This window comes from Oceanobacillus sp. FSL K6-2867 (genome assembly GCF_037963145.1).
Taxonomy (GTDB): Bacteria; Bacillota; Bacilli; order Bacillales; family Amphibacillaceae; genus Oceanobacillus.
Genome location: NZ_CP150144.1, coordinates 4,226,245 through 4,251,757, shown reverse-complemented (window position 1 = coordinate 4,251,757; position 25,513 = coordinate 4,226,245). Strand labels below are relative to the sequence as shown.

Here is a 25,513-nt window from a genome sequence, read left to right as displayed (position 1 = left end):
TTATCACCTTACTTTACTATTGCTTCGTTATGGAACGCTAACAAAACGCGCTTCAGCTCGTTCATATCTTCATCCGTTCCTAATGATATTCTAATCGTATTCGGAATTCCAAGTAATTCTCCGGGCCTTACAATAAAACCACGCTCTAATAAATACTGAAATACTTCTGTACCGCTTATTGGTGTTTCTGCTAGGATAAAGTTTGTTTCTGTGTGAAAGTACTTCCAGCCGATTTGATCGAGAAATTTTTTAAAAGATTCCTTCACAGCTTTATTTTTATTATAACTATCTGCTATAAACGTTTGATCAGATAAAGCAATGAGTGCAGCTTGCTGAGCAATAGAGGTTGTATTAAAAGGACCTCTTACGACATTCAGTTTCTCAATAATTGCTTCGTCGGCTATTCCATAGCCGATTCGCAGCCCAGCTAAGCCATAGGCTTTAGAAAATGTGCGCATTACAATTAAATTATTATGGCTGTTTAAGTAGGAAAGCACATCTATATTAGCTTCTGGTTCAACATATTCAAAATAAGCCTCATCGAAAGCTATCAGAACATGTTTCGGGCAATTATTTAAGAAAGCTTTAAATGATTCTTTTGGAATTACGGTTCCCATAGGATTGTTTGGTGAACAAAGCCAAACAATCCTCGTATTTTCATCAATTGCATCAAGCATTTTGTTTAAGTCATGATAACCGTCAGCATCTACTGGAACTTCATTAACCTCTGCCCCTTCAATAAGGGAATAGTGTTTATATTGACCAAAGGTCGGTGTTGCAGCAACAACATTCGATCCTGGAACAAGGTATGTTCTGCACAGCATTTGAATGATTTCTTCTGTCCCGCTTCCAAATACTAATTGTGATTCTTCCACTTCAAGCTTGCTTGCTAATGCGGACCGCAAATCAGCTGTATAGCCATCTGGATATACATTGAATTCGGGTAAACCTTGTAAAAGGACCTGTTTCACTTGAGCAGAATAACCATACGGGTTTTCATTAGACGCAAGTTTTACAATTCGATCCAATCCGAATTCTTCCTGGATTTCTTTCGTTTGCTTTCCCTGCTTATATGGAGTCAACTGACTTAAGATTTGCTTTGCTTCCATTATTTATTTTCCTCCTTTACAAGGTCAGGACGTAATCTTACAGCTTCATGATGGAAAACATGCTGGATTTTATTTTGGTCTTCTGACGTATTTACAACCATCATTACTCGAATGCATTTTGGAAGACTATTGGGTACATCTATTTCTTGCATGCACATAACTGGAACAAATGTCCAACCTGGAATCTTCCTTAAAGATTTTGCAGGAAATCCTGCATTTAAATCCTTTGTTACAGAGATGAAAACGTGAGAAATATCAGTAGGGTGAACATTGTTTTTCTCTACCATTTCCTCAATTAATATTCTTGTGTTTTCGACCATTTGATTTTCTTCATTTTGTAAAACAGTTGTTGCCCCTCTTAATCCCCTAGTCATTTTCCATCAACCTTCTCTCAAACGATATTAAATAATTCTCAATCGCAGTATCCTCTAATTCTTTTGTAACAGGTTTAGCTACTGCTTCTAAAAGTACCATTTGAATTCTGCTTTTTAATGCTTTTTTATCAGACTTCATTTTGTTTATTAATGCTAATTTGTCTAAATCCGTTACATTAATCGGATATTTATTCTTTGTAAACCATTGAACAAGCTCATTAAATGGTAATTTTATTGAATATAATTCTTCACTCACATGAATAGCAAACAACAGTCCAATAGCAACAGCTTCCCCGTGAGTCAGTTTCCCATACCCAAGTTCGGCTTCCAATGCATGACCTAATGTATGACCAAGGTTTAAATATTTGCGTACCCCCGACTCCCGTTCATCTGCTTCAACAATAGTAGCTTTTATTTTTATGCCTTGCTGCAGATGCGCTTGGAGCCCACCGTTCGGTACATTATAAATATCCACCATTAACAATGTATTGAAAAAATTCTCATTAGAAATCAGCGCTTCCTTAATGAGTTCAGCATAACCTGACCGTATTTCACGATCACTTAATGAATGCAGTGTCTCTACATCGTAAATAACTGCTTCCGGTGGATAAAAGCTGCCAATCAAATTTTTTCCAAGCTCATGATTAATTGCTACTTTCCCACCTACACTACTGTCATGCGCAAGAATCGTTGTCGGCATTTGAATATAATCAATTCCACGCATGTAGGTAGCGGCAACGAAACCGGCAAGATCTCCAACAACACCCCCGCCAAGTGCAATGATTAGTGATTCACGATCCAGACCAAATTCTATCGCTTCTGTTTGTAATTGATAAAAGGCTTGCAGGTTTTTTGACTTTTCTCCAGCTGGGACGATAGACTGGAAAACCTGGTCGTTAGGCAGGTTTTCCAGAATTTCATTTAAATAAAGTGCTGCAACATGATCATCTGTAACAAGCATAATTGAAGAATATTCTTTATTCAGAAATTGCTTTATTTGTAATCGTAATGATTCACCAATAGAAATCTTATAGGTATTTGTGCTTGATTGGACTAAAATTTCCTCCATTAAAAGCACCTTATTTCTTCACGGTAATCATCAATCGCTTTTTTCAATGCAGAGAATTTATCGCTTGGGAATTGCTCTGTAATTGCTTTAGCTATTTCAAACGCTACAACGTGCTCCATTACAACAGAGGCAGCAGGAACTGCGCATGCATCCGAACGTTCAACTGTGGCTTTAAATGGCTCCTTTGTTTCAATGTCTACGCTCTGCAATGGTCGCTTCATCAATGTAGGGATCGGCTTCATAACTCCTTTTACGACAATCGGCATTCCTGTTGTCATGCCTCCTTCAAAGCCCCCAAGTCGATTCGACGTACGGTAATAGCCTTTGTCCTCATCCCAAGCGATCTCATCATGAACATCACTGCCGAACATTTCAGCTGCTTTAAAACCAATACCAAATTCGACACCCTTAAATGCATTGATACTGATTACACTTCCAGCGATTTTACTATCAAGCTTGCGATCATAATGAACATAAGAACCGATACCTGCAGGCATTCCTTCTACATAAACTTCGCAGACTCCGCCAATGGAATCCCCTTCTTTTTTTGCTTTATCAATTTCATCCATCATTTGCTGTTCAACATTTTTATCTAATACCATCACAGGTGACTCCTGCGATATTTTGATACGCTCTTCAATTGTTAAAGTGTCATTTTCTTCAGCACGAATACCTGCAATTTCTTTCACATAACCGCACACTTCAATTCCAAGCTGTTTTAACAATGTTTTTGCAACAGCTCCCGCAGCCACACGTGCAGCAGTTTCTCTTGCTGAAGATCTTTCCAAGACATTTCGCATATCACGATGTCCATATTTTAGAGCACCGTTTAAGTCAGCATGTCCAGGTCTTGGTTTTGTTACAACACGTCTAAGCTTGGTATCCTCCTCAATAGGGTCTTCTCCCATAATATCTGTCCAATGCTTAAAATCATCATTATGTATAACGAGTGAAATTGGAGACCCTAACGTATACCCATGTCGGATACCACCAGTTATTTCAACAAGGTCTTTCTCAATTTGCATTCGTTTTCCTCTTCCATGTCCTCCTTGACGGCGTAACAATGACTCATTAATGTCCTCTTTTAATAATGGCATTTGAGCAGGAAGCCCTTCAATTATTGTTGTAAGCTGCTTCCCGTGTGATTCTCCAGATGTTAAGTAGCGCAATGAACATTCTCCTTTACTATGATTTACCATTTATTTTTGAATTAAAATGGATAACGGATAAATCCAAAGTTTTTCTAACTACTATACCATAACTCTATTTATTTATGTTGCATTTTTTCGAAAAAAATAATTTTAGAGTCGATAATGTCTGATTACCAACTAATATAGTGGCGTTTTTACTGGTGATTCATTAATCTTTTGATAAAAAAACGTTTCTGCAAGATTAAAATCATATTTAGCAGGATTAAAAATTTGCTCAGTACTCCCAACGAATAATACACCATTCGTTTTTAAGGCATTACTGAAATTTTTATAAATATTTTCCTTTGCTGAATCTGTAAAATAAATTAAAACATTTCTACATACGATAAGATCAATATTTGCAGGATAACGATCAGCTAATAGATTATGTCTTTTGAAAGTAAGCATTTGTTTAAGAGAATCATTAATTTTATAAAGACTGCCCGTCATTTCAAAATACTTCTTTTTATAGTTTGCTGGAAGTTCCTTCAATGCTTGTTCCATATAAATTCCTTGTTTTGCTTTTGCCAATACATTGTTATCAATGTCTGTCGCCAATATTTGAACAGGGACAGTCGGAAAGTGTTCCTTCATCAAAATAGCTAAGCTGTAAGGTTCTTCACCTGTTGAACAAGCAGCACTCCAAATGGATAAGCGATTCCTGTCCTTCAGTAACAATGGCAGGATTGTATCTTTTAAAACCTCCCATCTTTTTGCATTGCGGTAAAATTCAGACACGTTAATCGTTAATCGATCCGTAAATTCATTTAACATATCCTTATCCTTGTTAAATGCTTCAAAATAGGAGACATAGCTAGAAAAACCTCTTTTATCTCGCAGTGTTGTAATCCTTCTTTTCATCTGTGTTTCTTTATATAACTGCAAGTCAATTCCTAACCTTGTTTTTACCTTCTGAATGAACTCAATATAATCATCTTTCATCATTCTTAGCCTCTTTCACCTATAATTGTAAAAAAACCTCCGTTTAAAAACGGAGGTTTATTCTTAATTAGTAGATCCATGCACTATCTTGTTTATCATAAGAGACAATTTCATTTTCATCAAAGAATAGTGAAATTTCTCTTTCAGCACTTTCTGGTGAGTCAGAACCATGGATAATATTCTTTCCGACTGTAACACCAAAATCTCCGCGAATTGTACTTGGAGCAGCCTCTTGCGGGTTTGTTTTACCCATCATTTGACGTGCATTCGCAATAACGTTTTCGCCTTCCCAAACCATTGCAAAAACTGGTCCCGAAGTGATAAACTCAACAAGCTCACCAAAGAATGGTCTCTCTTTATGCTCACCATAATGCTTTTCTGCAAGCTCATTTGATACTACCATTAGCTTTGCACCAGCAAGTTTAAAGCCTTTCGTTTCAAATCGTTTTACAATTTCTCCAATTAAATTACGTTGTACCCCATCTGGTTTTACCATTAAAAATGTTTTTTCCATTATTTCACCTCATTTATGTATAAAAAAAGTAACCTCTAAAATTCTAACAAATTTTAGTAAAAATAACAATATAATTATGATCGTCGTTTACCAATGTATTTCGCAATGTCCTGTAAGGTTTGTTTTGCTCTTGAAGCTGGTAGCGAATCCAAAGATTTTAAAGCTTTGTGGAGATAAAGATCACTCGTTTCGTATGCCAGCTTAATTGCTTGGGTCTTTTTCAATTCCGAAATAATAAGTTGCATATCTATGTCATTAACTGTGTTTGGGTTTTTGAAAATTTCCTTCAGCAGTTTATTAAAGCTTTGATTCTTCATTGCATATAAAACAGGCAACGTTATATTCCCTTGCAGCAGATCATTTCCAGCAGGCTTTCCGAGCTCTTTTGCAGATGATGTAAAATCAAGTATATCATCGATAATTTGATAAGACATTCCGATATAGTATCCATATCTATACAATTTTCCAGCATCGCGTTCAGATAAGCCACTTGCAATCGCACCAAGCTTACAGCTTGTCGCAATCAGCAATGCAGTTTTACGTTTAATCCTTCTTAAGTAATCTCGAAGTGTTTGATCCCATTTAAATTTATCTTTTATTTGCTCTATCTCTCCAACACTAACCTCAACAAGTGTCTTCGAAAGCAATTGGTGAATTTGTGCATCTTTAATAGATGTTACAAGTTCTAATGCCCTTGCCAATATGTAATCACCTGTGTACATTGCTACTCGATTGCCATACACAGATTTAATTGTCGGTTTCCCCCTTCGAAGCTCTGCTTCATCTATTACATCATCATGGACAAGTGTTGCCATATGAATTAACTCAAGGGAGACTGCAACCTTTTGAATGCGCTCTGCATCATAATTTCCAATTTGTCCTGCAAGCAATACAAATACTGGCCGAATTCGTTTACCTCCAGCATCCAAAAGTGCAACGGAAGCATTACGTAAAACAGGATGTTCTGCCTGTATGCTTTTATGCAATGCGGATTCGATTCGATCTAAATCTTTTTTTAAAAAACTATACATTTTTGGAAGTCTCATATTATGTCACCTTATTTATAACCTTGAAAATAAAAGTATATTTGCGGGTTGAATTTAATGTTTTACTGCTCAGTACCACTATTCCTTGAAGCCCATATGCATTGCCGCAACCCCGCCTGTATAGCTTTTCATCTCAACACGAGAGAAACCAGCATCCAGAAACATCTGTTTTAATACCGTTTTTCCAGGGAAATCCTTCGCAGATTCCTGAAGCCAGGAGTATTCTTTATAGCTCTTCGCAAATAGCTTGCCGAATATAGGCATGATAAAACGAAAGTACAAGTAATAGCCCTGTCTGAAACCAATGAGCGTAGGTTGTGATGTCTCTAGACATACAACTTTTCCATCAGGCTTTACAACCCTGTACATCTCTTTTAAAACTGTCATATAATCTGGCACATTTCTTAACCCGAATCCAATTGTAACATAGTTAAATGTATTATCTTCAAATGGCAATTCCATTGCATTGCCATGGATAAGCTCCAATTGATCGAGATTTAAATCTTCTTTTTTCTTTTCAGCAATGGAAAGCATATTCTTACTAAAGTCAAGGCCAATTACATTACCGTCTTCTCCGACAGCTTCTGCGAGTGAAATAGACCAATCTCCCGTACCGCAGCATACATCCAATGCCTTAGACCCCTTCTCAACCTTCATCCGTTTCATTACATCCTTACGCCATGCAACATGTCGTTGAAAAGAAATAATCGAATTCATTGAGTCATATTTCGTATATATTTTTTCAAAGACGTGATGGACACGCTCTTCTTTACTTTGTTCTTGCATAAGTCAACCTTCTTCCACAATCGAGGATTGATATAAGCTCATGTTTTCTAGTTTTTTTCTAAATAGCTTCTGAAACGCTGCGAATTTATCAGGTAGCTGGGTGAGAGCTTTACCAACTTTATCTATTTGTTGTTCGATTAACGAATCGATTGAAACTAAACGCGCAGTATAAGTCTTTTCAATGTTCATTTCTTTCCATTGTACGAGTGTAGATATTCTATCATTAGCAGCACCAATTTTTTCGAAAAGTAATCTCTCTGTTAGCAACCATTCAGTTATAACTTGATTCAATTCGTTTCCATAAAGATATTGCGCAACTCGTACAAGTAGAATGGAATCAATTTGTTTTATTACATCCATAAACACTTCAAACGATTCGATTTCTTTGTAATAGAGTTTCATTTTGCATTCATTAATGTTCTTAATCGCAATTGCAAGTGTATGTATCAGTTCAACATCTTCTATCTCAGACAAAAGATAATAGTATAATCCACTGTAATAATCTCCTGCTAAAACATTAAGCTGTTTGCTAAGCTTCTCTTCTTTACTTTCATTTTCCTTATTGCCGACAGGCACTAAATCATGTGTATCAAGTGCAATCTGCACCATCATCGTTGTTATGATATACCTCTCTGTTTGAATGTCTGTTAAAGAATCACAGTTAAATACTAATTCAGCTAAAATTTGCAGTTTTCCTTCATGAATTATGGGCTTTTGTATATGTCTTTTTAGATATTCATTATGGATTTTATCTTCTAGAAGATTTCTTATTTGTTGAATTTCTGTCGTTGAAGTGTACAAAGATATCACCTTAGCCCTTTCATCCTTCGAGTGCTTTCGTTATTATAGCATATATTGTCGGTTATAAAAACGAAAGAATACAGATGGAGGTTAAAAAGTGATCAAAATCATTTAAACCTTATCGATTGTCAAGTTCACCGTGACTCGTTTGAATAATTGCCTTACCTCTAACCTTTACGGCTGAAGTGTGCTCGGTAAATTGTGCAATCATAACTTCACCTTCATCCAATTTTTCGGTGTGGTGAAATTTCGTGTCATTGCCACGGGTCAAGCCGATTACATTTACTCCATCTTCTAAAGCCTTGATAACAAAAAAATCCGATTTTACCGAAGTATTATTCATCGTTATCTACTGCTCCTTTTTATATTTACTATGTCCTATTATATTATGAAAGTCAATTAATTTTCGCTGCTTTTAGAAAACTTGGCGTTCGCCAAGCTTTTGGACGAAATCTATAGTTGCACTTATGCAGATATGAAAGTTTTATACTTTCATATCCGCCAAAATAATAGAAAAAGGGTACGTATGATTACGCACCCTTTTTCCACGCCCTATGTAGCTTATTTTACACTGTCCTTAAGGGCTTTTCCTGGTTTGAAAGCAGGAACTTTACTTGCCGGAATTTCAATTTCTTCTCCAGTTTGCGGATTACGTCCTTTACGTGCTGAACGCTCGCGTACTTCAAAGTTACCAAAACCGATTAACTGTACTTTTTCACCATTTTTAAGTGAATCCATGACAGATTCGAAAACTGCGTCTACAGCTTTTGTAGCATCTTTTTTAGAAAGCTCACTTTTTTCAGCAACTGCATTCACTAAGTCTGTTTTGTTCATGACATTCACCTCCTCCCAAAATGTATAGTTCGACATGGGAACAAAATAAATCCATTTCTTATGAATCCATTCTGCCCACTTGTTTGCCTATTTATACGCAAATGTCATTCAGTTCATTTGATGACAAGGCTTATATTAACTGAGTTTGCAATAAAATTCAACAATAAGTAACGATTTTATTGATATTTATTTGTAAAAAAGCCAAAAATGTCCTTTGAATGACAAAAAACCAACCATTTTTTGGAAAAATCTTAAAACCCATGCGTACCATGACTTTCAGCTGGTTTAATATACATATACGACATTGACCGTAAATTTCCTTCCGTCCATAAAAAATTTTTAATAAGTATTAGCACATCAAAAAGAAAAAAACGTATTTCTATGAAAAGGTATTTTGTCCGCGCGGTGGGTTGAAAATCGGATATCGGAATTAATAGAAACTTCAACTTAATGTGTAATTATAGGTTGACATTAATCCCGTTTCGAAAACACACTGCGTCTTTCACGGGTGATTCTGTGCTCCATGAACGATCGTTCTGCGAAGTCTCAATCTGGCAATGTATTCCGTAGAAGTCTGTATGTGCTTTCCCCGCTGAGTAGTGGCTTACTATCTATTATTAATAATTGATGGAAACTGTAATGGTATTCTCACTGGTCATTGGCTTTGAAGATGGAAGCAGTCGTTTCGCTACAATAATTAACTCCATTAAATTTTATACATTATTCTATATACGGAAAGCATCCGCCCGGAACGGCCCGGACGGTCAGGTTTATTCATGCCTTCAAATTTCAAATCTAATGCACAGCCATAATATTATTTTATCCCTCTCCAGGTTTGAAGTATCCGATTATTTCCTTAAATAGAATTTTATTTCAGACAAAACAAAAAGCAGCTTATAATCAGCTGCTATAAAATAATTGCTATTAGTCCTCCGGATCCTTCGTTAATGATTCTTTCTAGTGTATCTTTTAGTTTATATCTGGCATTCTCAGGCATTAGTGAGATTTTAGCTTGGATTCCTTCACGAACAATGGAGCTAAGTGATCGGCCGAAAATATCAGATTCCCAGATGGATAATGGATCCTCCTCGAAATCCTGCATTAAGTAACGAACAAGCTCCTCGCTCTGCTTTTCTGTACCAATAATTGGAGCAAACTCAGATTCCACTTCAACCTTGATCATATGGATAGATGGTGCAACTGCTTTTAAACGGACACCAAACCTGGATCCTTGGCGAATGATTTCTGGCTCATCAAGTAACATATCCTCTAAAGTAGGCGCAGCTATACCGTAGCCGGTTTGCTTTACCATTTGTAATGCTCCAGAGATATGATCATATTCTCTTTTTGCATGTGCAAAGTCTTGCATTAATTCTAGAAGATGATCTTTTCCACGAATTTCTTCTCCTACAATTTCCTTTAAAATTTGATCATATAATTGATCTGGTGCATGTAAATCAATCTCAGCAACCCCTTCTCCCATTTCCATTCCTGCAAGGTTTGCTTTGTCAATATACTCAAACTCAGAAAAATTACCGACAATATGATCAACATCCCGCAATCTTCTGATATCTTTTACGGTTGTTTGAATTGCATCTTGGTAGTTCTCCCTTAACCAATGGTTTTCTTTTAATACCATCACCCAGCTCGGAAGATTTACATTTACTTCGAGAACAGGGAATTCGTATAAAGCTTCACGGAGAACATTGTAAACATCATGCTCTGTCATTGATTCGATGCTCATGGAAAGTACTGGTATATCGTATTTTTCTGCTAACTCTTGACGTAGTAATTCTGTTTCCTGACTTGATGGACGAACAGAATTGACTACCATAATAAATGGCTTTCCAACTTCTTTTAATTCATCAACGACTCTGGCCTCTGCATCTTCATAATCATTGCGGGGTATTTCTCCAATGGTTCCATCTGTAGTCACAACAACGCCAATCGTTGAATGCTCTTGAATTACTTTTCGTGTACCGATTTCTGCTGCATCATGAAACGGAATCGGGTCTTCATACCATGGAGTGTTAATCATCCTTGGTCCATTTTCATCTTCAAACCCTTTCGCTCCTTCAACTGCATAACCGACACAATCTACAAGGCGAACATTTACGTCCAATCCCTCATCCACGGTTAGCTGAACTGCTTGATTCGGAATAAACTTTGGCTCTGTCGTCATTATGGTACGTCCAGCTGCACTCTGGGGCAATTCGTCATGTGCCCTAGCTCGCTCACTCTCATCCTCAATATTCGGCAGAACAACTAATTCCATGAACTTTTTAATGAATGTCGATTTCCCTGTACGGACTGCACCAACGATTCCTAGATAAATATCTCCATTTGTCCGTTTGGAAATATCTTTAAAAATATCGATTTTTTCCAAAAGATCCCCTCCCGATCTCCGTACTTTAATATGGACCACCCGTAATATATTGACATTATGAGTCTATGATGTTGTCCTATTAAAATATGACTTGTTTCATTCTATTTCATAAATTTACTTACCTTTAAGCAATTTATTCAGGCAAAATAAATGCTATAAAATAAAATTCCCTTGCAACAATATATGTCGCAAGGGAATTTATATGTTATATTTATCAAAAGTTTAACGGTCATTTCTAAATTGAGGTTACTCCTCGTCCATCATAAAAACCGGTTCGTTATCTTTTAGTGTGTAAGGAAGGGAATATGCTGGTACAAAAGGAGTATGATCCGCTAAAATAGAACGGATATCATCACCATCTTTATAATCGTGATCATATTCATTTAAGGCATTATTTAAATCGATACTGTAATCAACATAAAGATTGCCATCCACATCCATAATGATAGGTAAATTTTCTTGAGAGTACGGACTGACTACCGTCGGAGGTTTACTCAAACCTAATTTTTTATAATCGACTGTATAAAGACCGTTTATAATCTTATCTCCATATGCTGGATAGATATGTTCACTTCGAAAAATATCTAATTGAACATTCACACTCCGAATTGCCTCGGTTATACGTAGGTCGATTAATTTAACCCTAGGATTATCTTCTGGTGTAATTAATGTATACTGATAAACACCTCCCTGTTCATAGGCGTTTCCAGGCGCTTCAGATAAATTTCCATTTTCCTTTAATAAACTGAAGTCAACCAAATATTTTTCAAAAATCGGTGTGTCGCTTGCCTTTGTTCGTATTGGTACCAGTCCTTGTTTCTCTTCACGGTAGTTGTCAACAGCATTTTGTACGGTATTCAATTGTTCTTCATATGGGATTTGGTTTTGTGCTTTTTCACTTTGCGGATACAAACAGCCACTTAATAGCAATGCAAGTGACAGAATTCCGATAATTTTATAGTATGTATGCTTCATTGCTATAGCCTCCTTACCAGCTACCTAGTCGGACCACTTAAAACGACATAAAGAATGATTAATCCACCTGAAATTAATGAAAGGTACGCCAAAAAGGATACTATTCCAGCCAGCCACCCTTTCAATTTATTTCTACTGAGTACAATTAAGCCAATTGCCAGAATTAATAAAAACATTCCAACAAAAGAAATGTACATCATAAGCATCGATAATGACATTTTTGATCACCCCTAGAATCTCTATTTTCCTTTGCACAACGTATTATAACATATGCGTCACGCCAGCACGTATCAAATAATATTTTAACAAATAAATACCCGAAATGAAGGGGGCTTCTCCATCCCGGGCTGACTAAATAATATCCTCAGCAACTCTATCCATGAATGCTTGTGCGATTTATCTTATGCAAGGATATAGCTTATCGTATCCGCATGTTACCTATGATTCGTTATTTTTTAAATAAATGGTTCAACGATTGCATGTCCCCTGGCATTTTATTATTAACAATTGCTTGAACAATTTTATCTTCTTTTTCTTTTGTCATAGGTTTATCTGCCATTTTAGCTAAATGCCTTACTAAACCTCTAACTGTTCTTTCATCCGAAAAATTTGCATTTTTCACAGAATCAGCTACCTTTAATACATCTTCTGGATTAATGTTGGAATTTTTCTGAATCTTATCGAACATTCCTTTTTGAAAATTATTCACGAATTCTCCTCCTTGCTGTAATCATTCAACATAGTATATGCAAGGAGGTTAATAACGTGTTATTACGAATAACGTTCATTTAACAATATTGAAATATCATCCATTTCATTTCGTTTATCTCTGCTCATCAGTTCATCAACTACTGCTTTTGGTGTTTTATCTTCAAATAATATTTGATATATCCCCGAAGTAATTGGCATTTCCACTTGCTGCTCTTTTGCAAATTGATATGCTGCTTTCACAGTCCTTACACCTTCTACAACCATTCCCATCTGCTCAAGAACGTCATCAAGCTTATTTCCTTTACCTAATAAATTCCCAGCCCGCCAATTGCGGCTATGAACGCTTGTGCAAGTTACAATTAGGTCACCGACACCCGGCAAACCCAAAAAGCTGAGTGGATTCGCACCAAGCGATGTTCCCAACCGAGCGATTTCAGCAAGTCCTCTTGTCATTAACGCAGCCTTCGCGTTATCGCCGTAGCCGAGCCCGTCTGAAATCCCTGCTCCTAATGCGATTATATTCTTTAATGCCCCACCCAGTTCAATACCAAGTATATCTGAACTTGTATAAACTCGAAATGTATCGCTACTGAATAAATCTTGTGCGATTTTTGCGTTGTCCATGTTAACAGCAGATACTGTAACAGATGTAGGGTGTCTTAATGCAACCTCTTCAGCATGACTCGGTCCTGATAAAACAACAATTTCCTCATAATCATAGGTTGACAATTCTTCACTGATCATTTCGGATACCCTTTTTAACGTTACTGGTTCAATTCCTTTGGACGCATGAATAATGGTGGGTTTCTCTGTTAAAATTCCGTTTAAATTCTGGCATACTTCACGAATCGCCTTCGTTGGCACGACAACAATAATGGCACTTACCCCCGAAACAGCTTTTTTTAAATCATAAAAAGCTGTTATCCGATCTGATAAAATGCCCTGTAAATATTTTTCGTTTTTATGTGTACGATTAATGGTTTCTGCTTGTTCCTTGCGATGTGACCATAGATGGACATCGTGCCCATTATCAGCCAGTACAATACTTAACGCAGTACCCCAGCTTCCTGCTCCTAATACTGCAACATTTGCCATAAGTCTGATCTCCTTTTTAAAAAAACCCCCGGTAGGAATATTCTCCTCATTGAACCACCCCGGGTTTGGGGCTCAGTTCATATGTCATTAACCGGACGTTTCGGCTTTGTTTACTACTGTCGTCTTCTTGCAAATAGTTTAATTGGTGTACCGGTAAAACCGAATGCATCCCGGATTTTATTTTCTAGGAAACGTTCATATGAAAAATGCATTAATTCCGGATCATTTACAAAAATGACAAAACTTGGTGGTTTAACAGCTACTTGTGTTGCATAGAGCACCTTTAACCTTCTCCCTTTTACGGTAGGAGTTGGATTCATAGCGAGTGCGTCCATAATAACATCATTGAGCACGTTTGTAGGAATACGTTTTGCATGGCTTTCACTTGCAAGTTTAATGGCAGGTATTAACGTATGCAGCCTTTTCTTCGTTTTTGCAGATAAGAATACGATTGGAGCATAATCCAAATATTGAAAATGTGCTCGTACATTTGCTTCAAACTCTTTCATTGCCTTTTCATCTGATTCAACAGTATCCCATTTATTTACAACAATAACGATACCTCGACCAGCATCGTGCGCATATCCGGCAATACGCTTATCTTGTTCTCTAATGCCTGTCTCCGCATCAATCAATATCAGGACAACATCTGATCGTTCGATTGCTCTTAATGCTCGCAAAACACTATATTTCTCTGTTGTTTCGTATACTTTTCCTCGTTTTCGCATTCCTGCAGTATCAATAATTACGAAATCTTGATCATCTTTATGAAGATGTGTATCAATGGCATCTCTTGTCGTTCCTTCTATTTCACTTACAATAACCCGTTCCTCATTCAAAAGCGCGTTTACCAATGAAGATTTACCAACATTCGGCCTACCGATTAAACTGAAATAGATTGTATCTTCATTCGTATCATCTTCTGAAACCTCTGGAAAATGACTAACAACCTCATCGAGTAAATCTCCTAGCCCAAGACCGTGTGAACCAGATACTGGAAACGGTTGTCCGAATCCGAGTGAATAGTATTCGTAAATTGTATCCCGCATTTCTGGGTTATCGATTTTATTAACAGCTAATACAACTGGTTTGCTCGATTTGAATAATAGCTTGGCAACTTCTTCATCTGCTCCCGTTATACCTTCTTTACCATTGATAAGAAAAATAATAACATCAGCTTCATCAATAGCAACTTCGGCTTGTTGACGCATTTGAACAAGTAAAGGCTCGTCACCAATTTCAATTCCACCAGTGTCAATTAAATTAAATTCCTGATTCAGCCATTCGGCAGAAGCGTATATACGGTCACGGGTTACACCCGGTATATCTTCAACGATTGATATTCTTTCTCCAACCAGTCTATTAAAGATGGTTGATTTTCCCACATTGGGTCTTCCAACAATTGCAACTACAGATTTCCTCAAAAAGGAACATCCTCTCTCTTTATGTCTATTTTCCTTAATCACGCTTAACGAACTTCAATCCCTGCACATTTATACTTAAAGGAAGTCAGCCCACGGAATGAAGTTTCACTTTATACATTCTAGCAAAAGAAGGAAATATTAACAATAAGTATTAATGTTTCACAATAATAAAGAGCTCTTCGCTTAGTGCATGCGCAATTCCGTCTAATATTGCTTCAAGATTGGCTGCTATTAGTTCTAATTCTTGTTTTGTTTCACATAAAAAAATGGGGGCACCACCAGCTATTTTTTCTTTTTTAGTTGTAATCACAGCTAAAATAGCTTTTTCAATATTCATTTCTTGTGCGCTCCTTTTTTATAAGCATTTGTTTCTGAAGGCATTCGAACCGCATTTTCTAATACCGGTACAGAACCAATTACTTTTTTAGCTACGGCTACATCTCGAATTTGCGGTAGAATAAAAACCCCTAAACGGCCATCATCTAGGTCGCGTTTAATTAACGGTGTAAGTGCAGGCGTCCCCGAGTCTCGAAAAACACCTAACGCAACTGATACATCGTGAATAATAGCCTGGCGTTGTCCAAGATTGCCAATTGTAGAAATCGCATTCATATTTTTGGGTGTAACGACAAATCCCATGCCATATTTCATAATCTCCTTTTTCCGCTCAGGCAGTCCAATATTCATAATATAAATATTATCTACATAAAGTCCCGCTCCATCAAACGAAATTTCTGCTTGATCTATTTTCACAATGTCTTCAAGAACTGAACCACTCATTAATATATGCCCCAATACAAAACAAACAATAGCAACGATAATGGCAATAAAGACATTCCATAGAATATAGCTTAGACTTGTTAGAAATCCTGTAAACATAACTAGATAATTTCTGCTTTCAAAGGAGATTGCAATTCCTTCAATATATGTCTTCCCTCTAGTGACAAGTTCAAAGCTATCCATTTCAGTCAATGTATTTCTTTCCATATTACGCACGTCTCTAAATTGCGTTGCAGCAACCGTCAATAGTGTTACAGCAGTAAATTCTTTTTCCAATAAAGCAGGTACAGCCAATGCTCCAAGTGATGCAGAAATAAATCCTAATGACAGATGAATGATTTTACCGTGCAGATAGGTAGGGTATTGCCTGTAGTCTGTTCGTAACAATAAAATTCTTGCTAATGTACCAGTAACAACCCCAAAAAGAATTGGAAATATATATTCACTCATCTTATCACCTCCAAATTTCTGTAATCAAGCTTATTTGTAGTATGTCTAAAAATGAATGAAATAGTAGTGGTTGTTAAAAGTTATACTGTAACTTGATTCAGATAGATATATAGAGGAGTTTTTTGGTGAGAATTAAACCTTTCAACTAAAAAAAGAGACAAGGGCAAAAGTGTTTTGATTTGGAAAAAAGAACGATCGGCTCTGGAAGTGCACTTCTCGCGCATCCAGAGACCGATGATAATCCACCTTATGCTATCGGTGTCTCACCTCTGCCTTTCTTCCCGTAGGAGTTACACGTATATTCCTACGGGAAGTTTGTGCATTGTTCGTTTTAGCCTTAAACACTATAGTGATGTCCCAGTCTCTTTAATTAAACAAGTGTATGAACAGCGGAAATTCGTATTACTTTTTAAATTTATCCAATTGATCACCAATAAAGTCACCAAGTTGGAACCCTGTTTGTTCATCATCTTTTTCGTATTGCTGATATTCTTTTTGCTCTTGTTCCTGTTCTAATTCTTTAATACTTAAGGATATACGTTCTTCAGCTTCATTCACATCAAGTACTTTTACTTTTACTTGTTGCCCAACTTCGAGTACTTCTTGTGGTGTACCAATATGGCGGTTAGCAATTTGCGAAATATGAACTAACCCCTCTACCCCAGGCAGAATTTCAACAAAAGCACCAAAGTTCACTAAACGTTTCACCGTTCCTTCAATAGTTGAGCCTGCAGTAACACGTTTTTCAATATCTGACCACGGCCCTGGAAGTGTGTTTTTATGCGATAGTGAAATACGTTCATTATCCCGGTCCACAGATAGTATTTCGACTTGAATTTTATCTCCCTCTGAAACTACATCAGATGCTTTAGCAACATGCTCATGTGCTAATTGAGAGATGTGAACTAAACCATCAACACCACCAATATCAACAAAAGCACCGAAGCTAGTAATTCGCTGTACAGTTCCTTCCAGAACCTGCCCTTCCTTGAGGGATTGCAATAATTCATTCTTTCTCGCGTTTGCTTCTGCTTCAACTACTGCACGATGAGAAAGGATAATACGGTTCTGCTCACGATCTAAATCCGCAATTTTAACTGTTAACGGCTTGTCCTTATAATCTGAGAAATCTTCCACAAAATGCGTTTCTACTAACGAAGCTGGAATAAATCCTCGCAGTCCGACATCAACAACAAGTCCGCCTTTAACTACTTCTTTCACGACTGTTTCGAATATCTCATCATTTTCATATTTTTGCTCTAAATCTTCCCAAGCTGCTTCGGCGTCCACTGCTTTTTTTGATAAAATAACTTCATCATCTTCTAACTTTTTTACTTTAAGCGTAACTGTATCGCCTTCATTTACAACTTCAGATGTACTTTCAACATGTAAGCTTGAAAGCTCACCGATTGGCAAAATACCTTCCGTTTTATAGCCAATATCCACAAGAACTTGTTTTTCTTCCAATTTTACTACAGTTCCTGTAACTGTATCTCCTACATTTAGTTGCTTTAATTCTTTGCTTTCTTCACTCATATCCATAGCCCTCCTAGACAGTCCAATATTCCAATCAACTGGAAATAGTAAAAAATGATTAAAACTATTCTTTCTATAACTTCTAATAATTACAATTATTTGTCAAGTAAAGTTTACTCATTTTGATATTTTTCTTTTAAAGCGATAATTTCCTGCATGATGGCATCAGCTGTTTCCTTTGCCGATGTTTTAGATTCTCTGTAATAATCTATATCCATCGGTTTGCCATAAATAACTTTTACGCTTCCGAAATGGTTTATATGGTTCGATAATCAAGCATGATACAATTTCTGCTTTTGAACACAATGCAAAGAAACCAACATAAGCTAGGTTTTTCCCTATTTTTGCTCCTAGTACCTTCAGGAAACAGTCCAAAATCTTAGGCCTCTCCGCAATGCAATTTCTATCTGCAGCCCCCTTTTCCCGGAAAAACATTGATTCTTACTAATAGATTCCCTAAAAAGCGTCGTTCAAACAATTCTTCCTTCGCCAAAAATGAATATTTATCGGCGATGTAATTCCTACAATGAGCGGACCCAGGTTAGAAATGTGGTTGGAGCATATAATTTACAATTCCTCTATTAGGTATGTTATCTTTTCCAATCACTTTAAAACGAAATAATGGATAGAAAATCAGTGAAACAACACGACGGGCGAATGTATATAAACACATCACAAATCACCTCCGTTTTGTTCCCTCTTTTCACAGCTGTGATACTGCTTTTAAAATTTCGTCTGCTACTTCGCTAATGCTTAGGGATGTTGTATCGACTTCGATAGCATCTTTTGCTTTAATTAATGGGGAAGCTTCACGATTTGTATCAATTCGATCTCTCTCCTCGATTTCTTTCTTTAAATCTTCCATATTAGATGCAATGCCCTTCTTGATATTTTCCTCATATCTTCGTTTTGCTCTCTCTTCAACAGATGCAATAAGGAAAATTTTCACTTCTGCATCTGGTAGCACATGTGTACCTATGTCTCTTCCATCCATGACTACGCCTCGATCTTTAGCCATCTCTTGTTGTCTTCGTACCATTTCTTTTCGTACTGAAGCGTGCTTGGCAACATGAGATACTTTCGTCGTAACGTTTTGAAATCTTATTTCATTAGTTACATCTTTTCCATCAATTAAGACAATTTGCCCAGCCTCGGATTGTTTTAATTCAATAGCTGTTTGCATTAAGACCTCTAAAATAGCTTTATCATTTTCTAGATTTATTTCTCGGCTGATGGCTTTTAATGTTAAAGCACGATACATAGCACCAGTATCAATATAAATATAAGATAATTTTTCAGCGATGATTTTAGCTACGGTGCTTTTTCCGGCAGCTGCAGGACCATCAATCGCAATTGCAATATTTTTCTTTGGCATTGTTGATATTCATTCCTCTCATCAAGTAAAACTTCATTATCTGCTATCATTAGCATGCTATTTCATGTATATTATGTACTTTTTAAAAGGCAAAAAAGCAGATAACAAATTAAAAACTTGGCGATTGCCAAGTTTTCCATACTTATTTTATCATAACATAACTACGCTTTTGCACCAATAAAATACGTTAAAGCAGTTAACTTGCTATATCAATTCTTTCTTCTTCGCTTCCCGTTGTTTATCAAAGCAAAATCGTATAATCTGCTGACGGTTTGCCTTTGATATGGTAATAAATTTCAATGATACAAGATTAATTCGTTTATTAGCTTCCCTGTTTAAAACAACTTCCGTTTTGGTATCTATATAATGAAATTGATTATCATTCATTTGTAAAACAAACCAAGCTTCAACTATTGTTCCGATTTCCAGCGAAATATGTTTAGGCGCAAGAATTGCAAGTCCTCCCGCACTAACATCAGAAGTTACTGTGACAAAAGGCGTAAATTGGTTATTAAAACTATGTATAGCAATATCTACAGCTGTTTCGACTCTAACATATTCCCTTCGTTGTATACGCTCGATTTTTTCTGGTAAAGGGATTCTAATAGCAAGAGCAGGAATGTTTAATTTAACCTTAGCAACAATTTCAGATGTAAATTGATAGACAACGTTATCCTTCCCAACAAATGTAACCTTAAAAAGCTTTTTTCGCGGCAGTATTTTTGTTTTTTTCGTCTTTTCGTCGATTGGATAATCGATGATTAAATATTTATCGTTTTTTTCAATTATTTTGCAATAACAGATATGATTTCTTCCTGATTCTTCCAGTTCCAAATTAAGTACCGTTCCTATTTCCAAAACAAATCACCTCACCTTATTTTCAAATTGCATTTATAATGCTATATACCTATATTATTGCAGAATCATACAAAAAGGGAAAGGCTTTTTGCCTATCCCTAAAAATTAACTGCAAAATTAATTTCAGTACCGTCTAATTTTTCTACTTTTTCCTCTCTGCCATTCATTGCATTAATAAAAATACGGTAAGTATCGTTGTCCAATACACCTAAGAATTCATAGGTTAAAACTTCCTCATCAACATCATTGTCGATAACAGCTAAAAATTCTTCTTGAATATCAACATTCGGATTAACCATTTCTTTTGCTTCATCCATAGATAATGCTGGTTCAGGTATATCGCGTTCAGTGTGGTTCATATAGTAGTTGCGAGCTGTTAATCCAATAACTTCTCCATCATCTAATGCTACTTTTACTTCGACTGCATCGGAATATACCCGGACATCATTTTGATTATATACAAAGGAATACACACCAACATTATCGTATTCACTGCTTTCCAAAAGCATCATACTGTCCATATCATGTTTTTTCAAATATTCCTGTGCCTTCTCTGAACCTTCATTAAGACTGATTTTATTTTCAGCAACTGGTCTTGTGATTAAAACCGTTAATGGATGACCGCCTTGCTTCGCCAAATCCATATAACCACTTTCATCTCCATTTTGATAAGAGATGCTGTATATCGGAATGTCGGAACCCTCGCCGGTTTCTGATAACGTCAGTTTATCTTTATTTTTTACATTTAAAATTTCTGATCCTTTCTTTAATGCCTCTTGCTCTCCAATTTCTTTTCCATTTAAATGTTTGTACTGATGTTCCTCTGAAGATGTTCCAAGAATAGCTGAATCCGCGTAGCCCTCGGAATAGCCTTCAACAGATTTCTCGACAGTTGTGAAACCATCAATAATCGTGTTATCCATCGGTTCATCTTCATTTGCCAGAGCAAGTTGTACATCCATCCAGCGTAAATTATTCTCTAAAGCCATATGTTGAACATCTCTTAATTCGTCCTTAATATCACCTGACTGACTGTACAGCTTTTTTAAAGTCTTCGTTTCTTCTTCTGTCAGTGGTGAATCATCCAAATCTCTCACAGCAGTCCTGTACGTAAAATCACCAATATTGGAGAGAAATTCCTCCGTTTTGTTGAAAGGCAGCAAACCTAATGGAAGCTGACCAACATCGGATAAAGCTTCAGATGTTAATCTCCAAATTTCCACAAACTGTGGTGACAGCCTCTCTGTTGAATTCATCGCTAAAGTTGTTCCAATTTGATCATGCAACAAGTCCATATGATACGTTAAATCATGGAATGACCGTTGATACGTGTTTTCTGCTTGGATTAGAACGGAGTTTTTCTCTTGATGCTCCATATAGCCCCAGAAAGCTGTTCCCGCAATTCCTAAAGCGAGTAAACCAATCAATATCCACCGAAACATTTTCTCACACCTTTCTAATTACAGAATATATGTTTACCAATTTTCTTGATTTGAGGTCTTGACCATATCCAACCTGATGTCGCGGTATCCGGATTAAAATAATAAGTTGCATTTCCCGATGGATCCCACCCATTTATTGCGTCCACTACAGCCTGTCTAGCGGTTTCGTTTGGTGTTAGCCAAATCTGGCCATCTGCAACTGCCGTAAAGGCTCTAGGTTCAAAAATAACACCTGACACAGTATTTGGGAAAGTCGCACTTTCTACTCTGTTCAGAATGACAGCAGCTACTGCAACTTGCCCTTCATATGGCTCTCCCCGTGCTTCGCCATATACAGCATTAGCCATTAACTGGATATCATTTTGTGAATATCCTTGAGGCACATTAACTGCGGTTACATTTGATCCAGCTTGGCCACCTTGATTTTGTTGCTGTCCACCACCATTACCGCCACCATAATGCGTAAAATCCTTTCCTTGGTTAAGATTTTCTTTTACATATCCTTCATCATAGTTACTAGCCTGGACAAGTTTATCTTTCGTTGACTGACCAGCTAACCCATCCACTTCCATACCAAACTCATATTGAAAATTACGAAGAGCCCAATACGTCCCCCAGCCAAAAACACCATCAATTTTTCCATTATAAAAACCAAGGTATTGCAATCGGGATTGTAATTCAATAACGTCATCCCCTACAGCACCATGCTGAATAACCTGTGAACTAAAAGCATTTACAGTTTTTGTAGTTGAATCTGGCTGCAGTCCAATTAGTGATATAATCATAATCATAAGTAAAAAGACTGCTTTTCGATTGACCATACTTTTTCCTCCCGTTAATTCTATTGGATTGCAATACCTATTTTTTGAGTAATCACCCTTTTTATTCATCATTATCCATCTAAATAAAATACCTCCTGTAAATCTGTGGATTTACAGGAGGTATTTTTCTTTATTATTGTGTTCCATTTGCAGTGGTGTATTATTCGCTATTTTCATACGATGCAATGCCAAAATCCATAGAACGATCATAAATGGAATTAAGAAGTACATCCAATAACTGACCAAGCTCGTTAATATATAATTATAGATTCCATGCAACGTAAACGGTATGAAAAATGCAAACCCTAAATTTAAATTCTGTTTATGTCCATTCATTTTTGCCTTGCCGAAGTAATAACCCATAATAATACCAAATAGTGCATGGGATGATACTGGGAAAAATGCCCGTAAAAATGCATACTCAATCCCATTTGTTAATAAATAGAGAATATTCTCGACCGAAGCAAACCCCATACTAGTCGAAACAGCATAAACTATTCCGTCATAGTGGTCATCAAATTCAGGATGATGATAAATAGCAAACATAAAAATAAACCATTTAAAGAATTCCTCAAATAATGCAATTTGAATAAAAGATTCAATGATTCGATTGCCATTTATCCCTTCAGCTGTAAATGCGTATTGGATAAACATAATTGGAAACACCAATAAAGCCCCTAAAATAAACAAACGAATAATCAAAGGGATTGGTTCCGTTATACGGTCTTTTAAATAAATAAATGACATTAGTGCAACAATTGGTGCAATTCCAGCTGATAAAATTGCAATCATTATCGTTTACCTCTTTCCAAGTACATTACTTTTATCGTATCATTAAGTCGTGTAAATGAAAATAGAAATTAAAGAACAGGTGATTTTTTATGAAAAATATACTTATTATTCATACTGGTGGAACGATTTCCATGCTGGAAGATAAAGAGACTGGGGAAGTAAATACAACTGGGATCCATCCATTAAGTGCATTAGTTGATCAATTGGGAAATTACGCAACTATTGATGAAAAAATTGTTTTTGAGCTGCCGTCTCCTCAAATTACACCGGTCCATATGCTGGAATTGGCAAAAAAAATTAATGAATTTATTCCAAATTATGATGGGATTGTTGTAACACACGGTACAGACACATTAGAGGAGACAGCTTATTTTCTAGATGTGGTTTTGGAGATTAATAAGCCCGTTATCCTAACTGGTGCGATGCGTTCAAGCAACGAAATCGGTTCTGATGCATTATACAATTTAATTAGCTCTATTCGCGTTGCTACAGATGATAATGCAGCAGGCCAAGGCGTATTAGTTGTAATGAACGACGAGATTCATGCTGCTAAAAACGTTACAAAAACGTCGACAAGCAACGTAGCAACCTTTCAAAGTCCGCAATTTGGACCGATTGGTTTAATTACAAAGGATTCTATCCTATTTCATCGCAGTATCCAGATTCGCCAGGCTCAGCCTGTTCAAAGCATAACCAAAAATGTATTTCTACTTAAAGCCATTGCTGGCATGGATGAACAATTTTTACATGCGATTCAGCAAGCTAAGCCTGACGGTATTGTAATTGAAGGTCTGGGGCAAGGAAATTTACCAAAGGATACAATGAAACCAATACAACAATTGATTGAAGATAATATTCCGGTAATACTCGTATCCAGATGCTACCAAGGTGTTGTCCAGCCAACTTATGGCTATGATGGCGGAGGCAAACAGCTGAAACAGTTAGGAGTCATTTTTGCTCGTGGACTATCTGGTCCAAAAGCGCGAATTCGCTTATTAATTGAATTGGAAAAAACAAACAATTACAGCAAACTAAAAGAACTATTTGAAACTTTATAAACCATCAGTTTAGTGAAATGCACGGTTTCGCGCCTTCTGAATATTTTTTTCGATCTACTGTATATAAATGATTAACTAAAAATAAAGGATAGCGAAATATTGCTATCCTTCAATAATTGATCTCGCAATTTCCTGTCCATGAAATCGCCCATTTTCAATAAAGATTTCATTGTTGTTAAATCCGGCAGCAACAACACCTGCCACATATATTCCTTTTATATTTGTTTCGTAAGTTGCTGGATCGTAATTTGGCTTACCATTCGAATGGTTGACTTCTACTCCACTTGCCTTTAGGAACGATATATCAGGCCGGTAACCGGTCATGGCAAATACAAAATCATTTTTTATTATTTTTGCTTCTCCAGCAGCCTCAAAATAAACTGCATCATCGGTTATTTTTGTAACCTGTGAATGAAAGACCATTCCTACAATTCCTTTTTTAACTAAAGAATCAAACTCAGGAAGAATCCAAGGCTTAATGCTTCTTGAATACTCACTGCCACGATAGAGTACCGTTACTCTAGCTCCGGCTTTATGCAGTTCCAACGTCGCATCAACAGCAGAGTTTTTACCTCCGATAACTACGACGTCTTTGTTGTAGAACGGATGGGCCTCCTTAAAATAATGCATTACTTTTTTCAATTTTTCTCCAGGAATTTTAAGGTAATTAGGCTGATCGTAATATCCAGTTGCAATAATTACTTTTTCTGCTTGATATGTAGCTGTCTGTCCATCAAACTTTTCTGTACTCACATAGAATATATCGTTTTCCTTTTTTACATCAATTACGTTTTCATATGTATGCATACGGAGCTGCTTTCTGTGAGCAACTTCTCGGTAATAGGCCAATGCTTGGTTTCGAACAGGTTTTTGCATTTCTGTTATAAATGGCATATCACCAATTTCTAACTTTTCACTAGAACTAAAAAAGGTTTGATGTGTTGGAAAATTGTAGATTGTGTTTACTACATTCCCTCTTTCAATAATTAAAGGATTAATCCCGTGCTCTTGCAATTCAATGGCACATGACATACCACACGGACCTCCACCAATAATAATTACTTTTTCCATTTGCATTATAAGGCACTTCCTTTGATTAAAATTACATATATATCCGGCGGGATTATTTGGAATAATAAATTAGA

The 25,513-nt window shown here is 36.5% G+C and carries 27 protein-coding genes and 1 pseudogene; 1 reads left to right on the top strand and 27 read right to left on the bottom strand.

All coding sequences use genetic code 11. The features are described 5' to 3' along the window. Nucleotides 1-8 precede the first annotated feature (8 nt). The 26 genes and pseudogenes from hisC to prsW all read right to left on the bottom strand — a co-directional run bounded on the left by hisC (nucleotide 9) and on the right by prsW (nucleotide 23,310). Nucleotides 9-1,109, bottom strand: a complete 1,101-nt coding sequence (gene hisC, locus NSQ77_RS20665) for a histidinol-phosphate transaminase (protein ID WP_339227978.1) — start codon at nucleotides 1,107-1,109, stop codon at nucleotides 9-11. Beyond that, nucleotides 1,109-1,483, bottom strand: a complete 375-nt coding sequence (gene aroH / locus NSQ77_RS20660; protein ID WP_339227977.1) for a chorismate mutase — start codon at nucleotides 1,481-1,483, stop codon at nucleotides 1,109-1,111. The genes hisC and aroH overlap by 1 nt, the downstream gene beginning before the upstream one ends. Then, nucleotides 1,476-2,552, bottom strand: a complete 1,077-nt coding sequence (aroB, locus tag NSQ77_RS20655; protein ID WP_339227976.1) for a 3-dehydroquinate synthase — start codon at nucleotides 2,550-2,552, stop codon at nucleotides 1,476-1,478. Before aroB ends, aroH begins: the two co-directional genes overlap by 8 nt. Beyond that, nucleotides 2,552-3,721, bottom strand: a complete 1,170-nt coding sequence (gene aroC / locus NSQ77_RS20650; RefSeq protein WP_339227975.1) for a chorismate synthase — start codon at nucleotides 3,719-3,721, stop codon at nucleotides 2,552-2,554. The genes aroB and aroC overlap by 1 nt, the downstream gene beginning before the upstream one ends. A gap of 159 nt (nucleotides 3,722-3,880) precedes the next feature. Beyond that, complete coding sequence (locus NSQ77_RS20645) at nucleotides 3,881-4,684, bottom strand: protein-glutamate O-methyltransferase CheR (RefSeq protein WP_339231114.1); 804 nt, start codon at nucleotides 4,682-4,684, stop codon at nucleotides 3,881-3,883. Between the two features lie 67 nt (nucleotides 4,685-4,751). After that, a complete protein-coding gene (ndk, locus tag NSQ77_RS20640; protein ID WP_339227974.1) occupies nucleotides 4,752-5,198 on the bottom strand; it encodes a nucleoside-diphosphate kinase in 447 nt (148 codons plus the stop codon). 74 nt (nucleotides 5,199-5,272) lie between these two features. Next, nucleotides 5,273-6,244, bottom strand: coding sequence for a heptaprenyl diphosphate synthase component II (hepT, locus tag NSQ77_RS20635; RefSeq protein WP_339227973.1), 972 nt, complete (start codon nucleotides 6,242-6,244; stop codon nucleotides 5,273-5,275). A gap of 78 nt (nucleotides 6,245-6,322) precedes the next feature. Further along, nucleotides 6,323-7,030, bottom strand: a complete 708-nt coding sequence (menG, locus tag NSQ77_RS20630) for a demethylmenaquinone methyltransferase (RefSeq protein ID WP_339227972.1) — start codon at nucleotides 7,028-7,030, stop codon at nucleotides 6,323-6,325. 3 nt (nucleotides 7,031-7,033) lie between these two features. Then, nucleotides 7,034-7,840 (bottom strand): heptaprenyl diphosphate synthase component 1, encoded by an 807-nt coding sequence (locus tag NSQ77_RS20625; protein WP_339227970.1) that lies wholly within the window; start codon nucleotides 7,838-7,840, stop codon nucleotides 7,034-7,036. Nucleotides 7,841-7,949: 109 nt separating this feature from the next. Continuing rightward, complete coding sequence (gene mtrB, locus NSQ77_RS20620; RefSeq protein WP_339227969.1) at nucleotides 7,950-8,174, bottom strand: trp RNA-binding attenuation protein MtrB; 225 nt, start codon at nucleotides 8,172-8,174, stop codon at nucleotides 7,950-7,952. A gap of 218 nt (nucleotides 8,175-8,392) precedes the next feature. Continuing rightward, on the bottom strand, nucleotides 8,393-8,665 hold the full coding sequence (locus tag NSQ77_RS20615; RefSeq protein ID WP_010650679.1) for an HU family DNA-binding protein: 273 nt from the start codon (nucleotides 8,663-8,665) through the stop codon (nucleotides 8,393-8,395). Nucleotides 8,666-9,572: 907 nt separating this feature from the next. After that, nucleotides 9,573-11,051 (bottom strand): stage IV sporulation protein A, encoded by a 1,479-nt coding sequence (gene spoIVA / locus NSQ77_RS20610; protein WP_339227968.1) that lies wholly within the window; start codon nucleotides 11,049-11,051, stop codon nucleotides 9,573-9,575. 246 nt (nucleotides 11,052-11,297) lie between these two features. Beyond that, nucleotides 11,298-12,026, bottom strand: coding sequence for a hypothetical protein (locus NSQ77_RS20605; protein ID WP_339227967.1), 729 nt, complete (start codon nucleotides 12,024-12,026; stop codon nucleotides 11,298-11,300). 20 nt (nucleotides 12,027-12,046) lie between these two features. Then, nucleotides 12,047-12,244, bottom strand: a complete 198-nt coding sequence (locus NSQ77_RS20600) for a DUF2768 domain-containing protein (protein ID WP_339227966.1) — start codon at nucleotides 12,242-12,244, stop codon at nucleotides 12,047-12,049. Between the two features lie 230 nt (nucleotides 12,245-12,474). Next, on the bottom strand, nucleotides 12,475-12,735 hold the full coding sequence (locus NSQ77_RS20595) for a stage VI sporulation protein F (RefSeq protein ID WP_339227965.1): 261 nt from the start codon (nucleotides 12,733-12,735) through the stop codon (nucleotides 12,475-12,477). Nucleotides 12,736-12,797: 62 nt separating this feature from the next. Beyond that, on the bottom strand, nucleotides 12,798-13,832 hold the full coding sequence (locus NSQ77_RS20590) for an NAD(P)H-dependent glycerol-3-phosphate dehydrogenase (RefSeq protein WP_339227964.1): 1,035 nt from the start codon (nucleotides 13,830-13,832) through the stop codon (nucleotides 12,798-12,800). A 113-nt stretch (nucleotides 13,833-13,945) separates the two neighbouring features. Next, nucleotides 13,946-15,256: a ribosome biogenesis GTPase Der gene (gene der / locus NSQ77_RS20585; protein WP_339227963.1), complete on the bottom strand. Its 1,311-nt coding sequence runs from the start codon at nucleotides 15,254-15,256 to the stop codon at nucleotides 13,946-13,948. 151 nt (nucleotides 15,257-15,407) lie between these two features. Next, the gene (locus tag NSQ77_RS20580) at nucleotides 15,408-15,593 is read right to left on the bottom strand and encodes a hypothetical protein (protein WP_339227962.1); all 186 of its coding nucleotides are present in this window, start codon (nucleotides 15,591-15,593) and stop codon (nucleotides 15,408-15,410) included. Next, nucleotides 15,590-16,486 (bottom strand): YIEGIA family protein, encoded by an 897-nt coding sequence (locus tag NSQ77_RS20575; protein WP_339227960.1) that lies wholly within the window; start codon nucleotides 16,484-16,486, stop codon nucleotides 15,590-15,592. The genes NSQ77_RS20580 and NSQ77_RS20575 overlap by 4 nt, the downstream gene beginning before the upstream one ends. A gap of 402 nt (nucleotides 16,487-16,888) precedes the next feature. Beyond that, nucleotides 16,889-18,022, bottom strand: coding sequence for a 30S ribosomal protein S1 (gene rpsA, locus NSQ77_RS20570; protein WP_339227959.1), 1,134 nt, complete (start codon nucleotides 18,020-18,022; stop codon nucleotides 16,889-16,891). A gap of 113 nt (nucleotides 18,023-18,135) precedes the next feature. Further along, nucleotides 18,136-18,695: pseudogene (locus NSQ77_RS20565) on the bottom strand (lysophospholipid acyltransferase family protein). Nucleotides 18,696-18,725: 30 nt separating this feature from the next. Continuing rightward, the gene (gene cmk / locus NSQ77_RS20560) at nucleotides 18,726-19,397 is read right to left on the bottom strand and encodes a (d)CMP kinase (RefSeq protein WP_339227958.1); all 672 of its coding nucleotides are present in this window, start codon (nucleotides 19,395-19,397) and stop codon (nucleotides 18,726-18,728) included. Between the two features lie 204 nt (nucleotides 19,398-19,601). Next, nucleotides 19,602-20,255 carry a flagellar brake domain-containing protein gene (locus tag NSQ77_RS20555; RefSeq protein WP_339227957.1) on the bottom strand — a complete coding sequence of 218 codons (654 nt, stop codon included), beginning with the start codon at nucleotides 20,253-20,255 and terminating at the stop codon, nucleotides 19,602-19,604. Nucleotides 20,256-20,353: 98 nt separating this feature from the next. Continuing rightward, nucleotides 20,354-21,697, bottom strand: a complete 1,344-nt coding sequence (ypeB, locus tag NSQ77_RS20550; RefSeq protein ID WP_339227956.1) for a germination protein YpeB — start codon at nucleotides 21,695-21,697, stop codon at nucleotides 20,354-20,356. 14 nt (nucleotides 21,698-21,711) lie between these two features. After that, on the bottom strand, nucleotides 21,712-22,518 hold the full coding sequence (gene sleB / locus NSQ77_RS20545; RefSeq protein WP_339227955.1) for a spore cortex-lytic enzyme: 807 nt from the start codon (nucleotides 22,516-22,518) through the stop codon (nucleotides 21,712-21,714). Nucleotides 22,519-22,629: 111 nt separating this feature from the next. Continuing rightward, on the bottom strand, nucleotides 22,630-23,310 hold the full coding sequence (prsW, locus tag NSQ77_RS20540) for a glutamic-type intramembrane protease PrsW (RefSeq protein ID WP_339227954.1): 681 nt from the start codon (nucleotides 23,308-23,310) through the stop codon (nucleotides 22,630-22,632). A gap of 89 nt (nucleotides 23,311-23,399) precedes the next feature. Here prsW and NSQ77_RS20535 point away from each other — a divergent pair, with 89 nt between their 5' ends. After that, complete coding sequence (locus NSQ77_RS20535) at nucleotides 23,400-24,368, top strand: asparaginase (RefSeq protein WP_339227953.1); 969 nt, start codon at nucleotides 23,400-23,402, stop codon at nucleotides 24,366-24,368. 102 nt (nucleotides 24,369-24,470) lie between these two features. Here NSQ77_RS20535 and NSQ77_RS20530 read toward each other — a convergent pair whose 3' ends face one another. Beyond that, nucleotides 24,471-25,445, bottom strand: a complete 975-nt coding sequence (locus tag NSQ77_RS20530) for a YpdA family putative bacillithiol disulfide reductase (protein ID WP_339227952.1) — start codon at nucleotides 25,443-25,445, stop codon at nucleotides 24,471-24,473. Nucleotides 25,446-25,513: the final 68 nt, after the last annotated feature.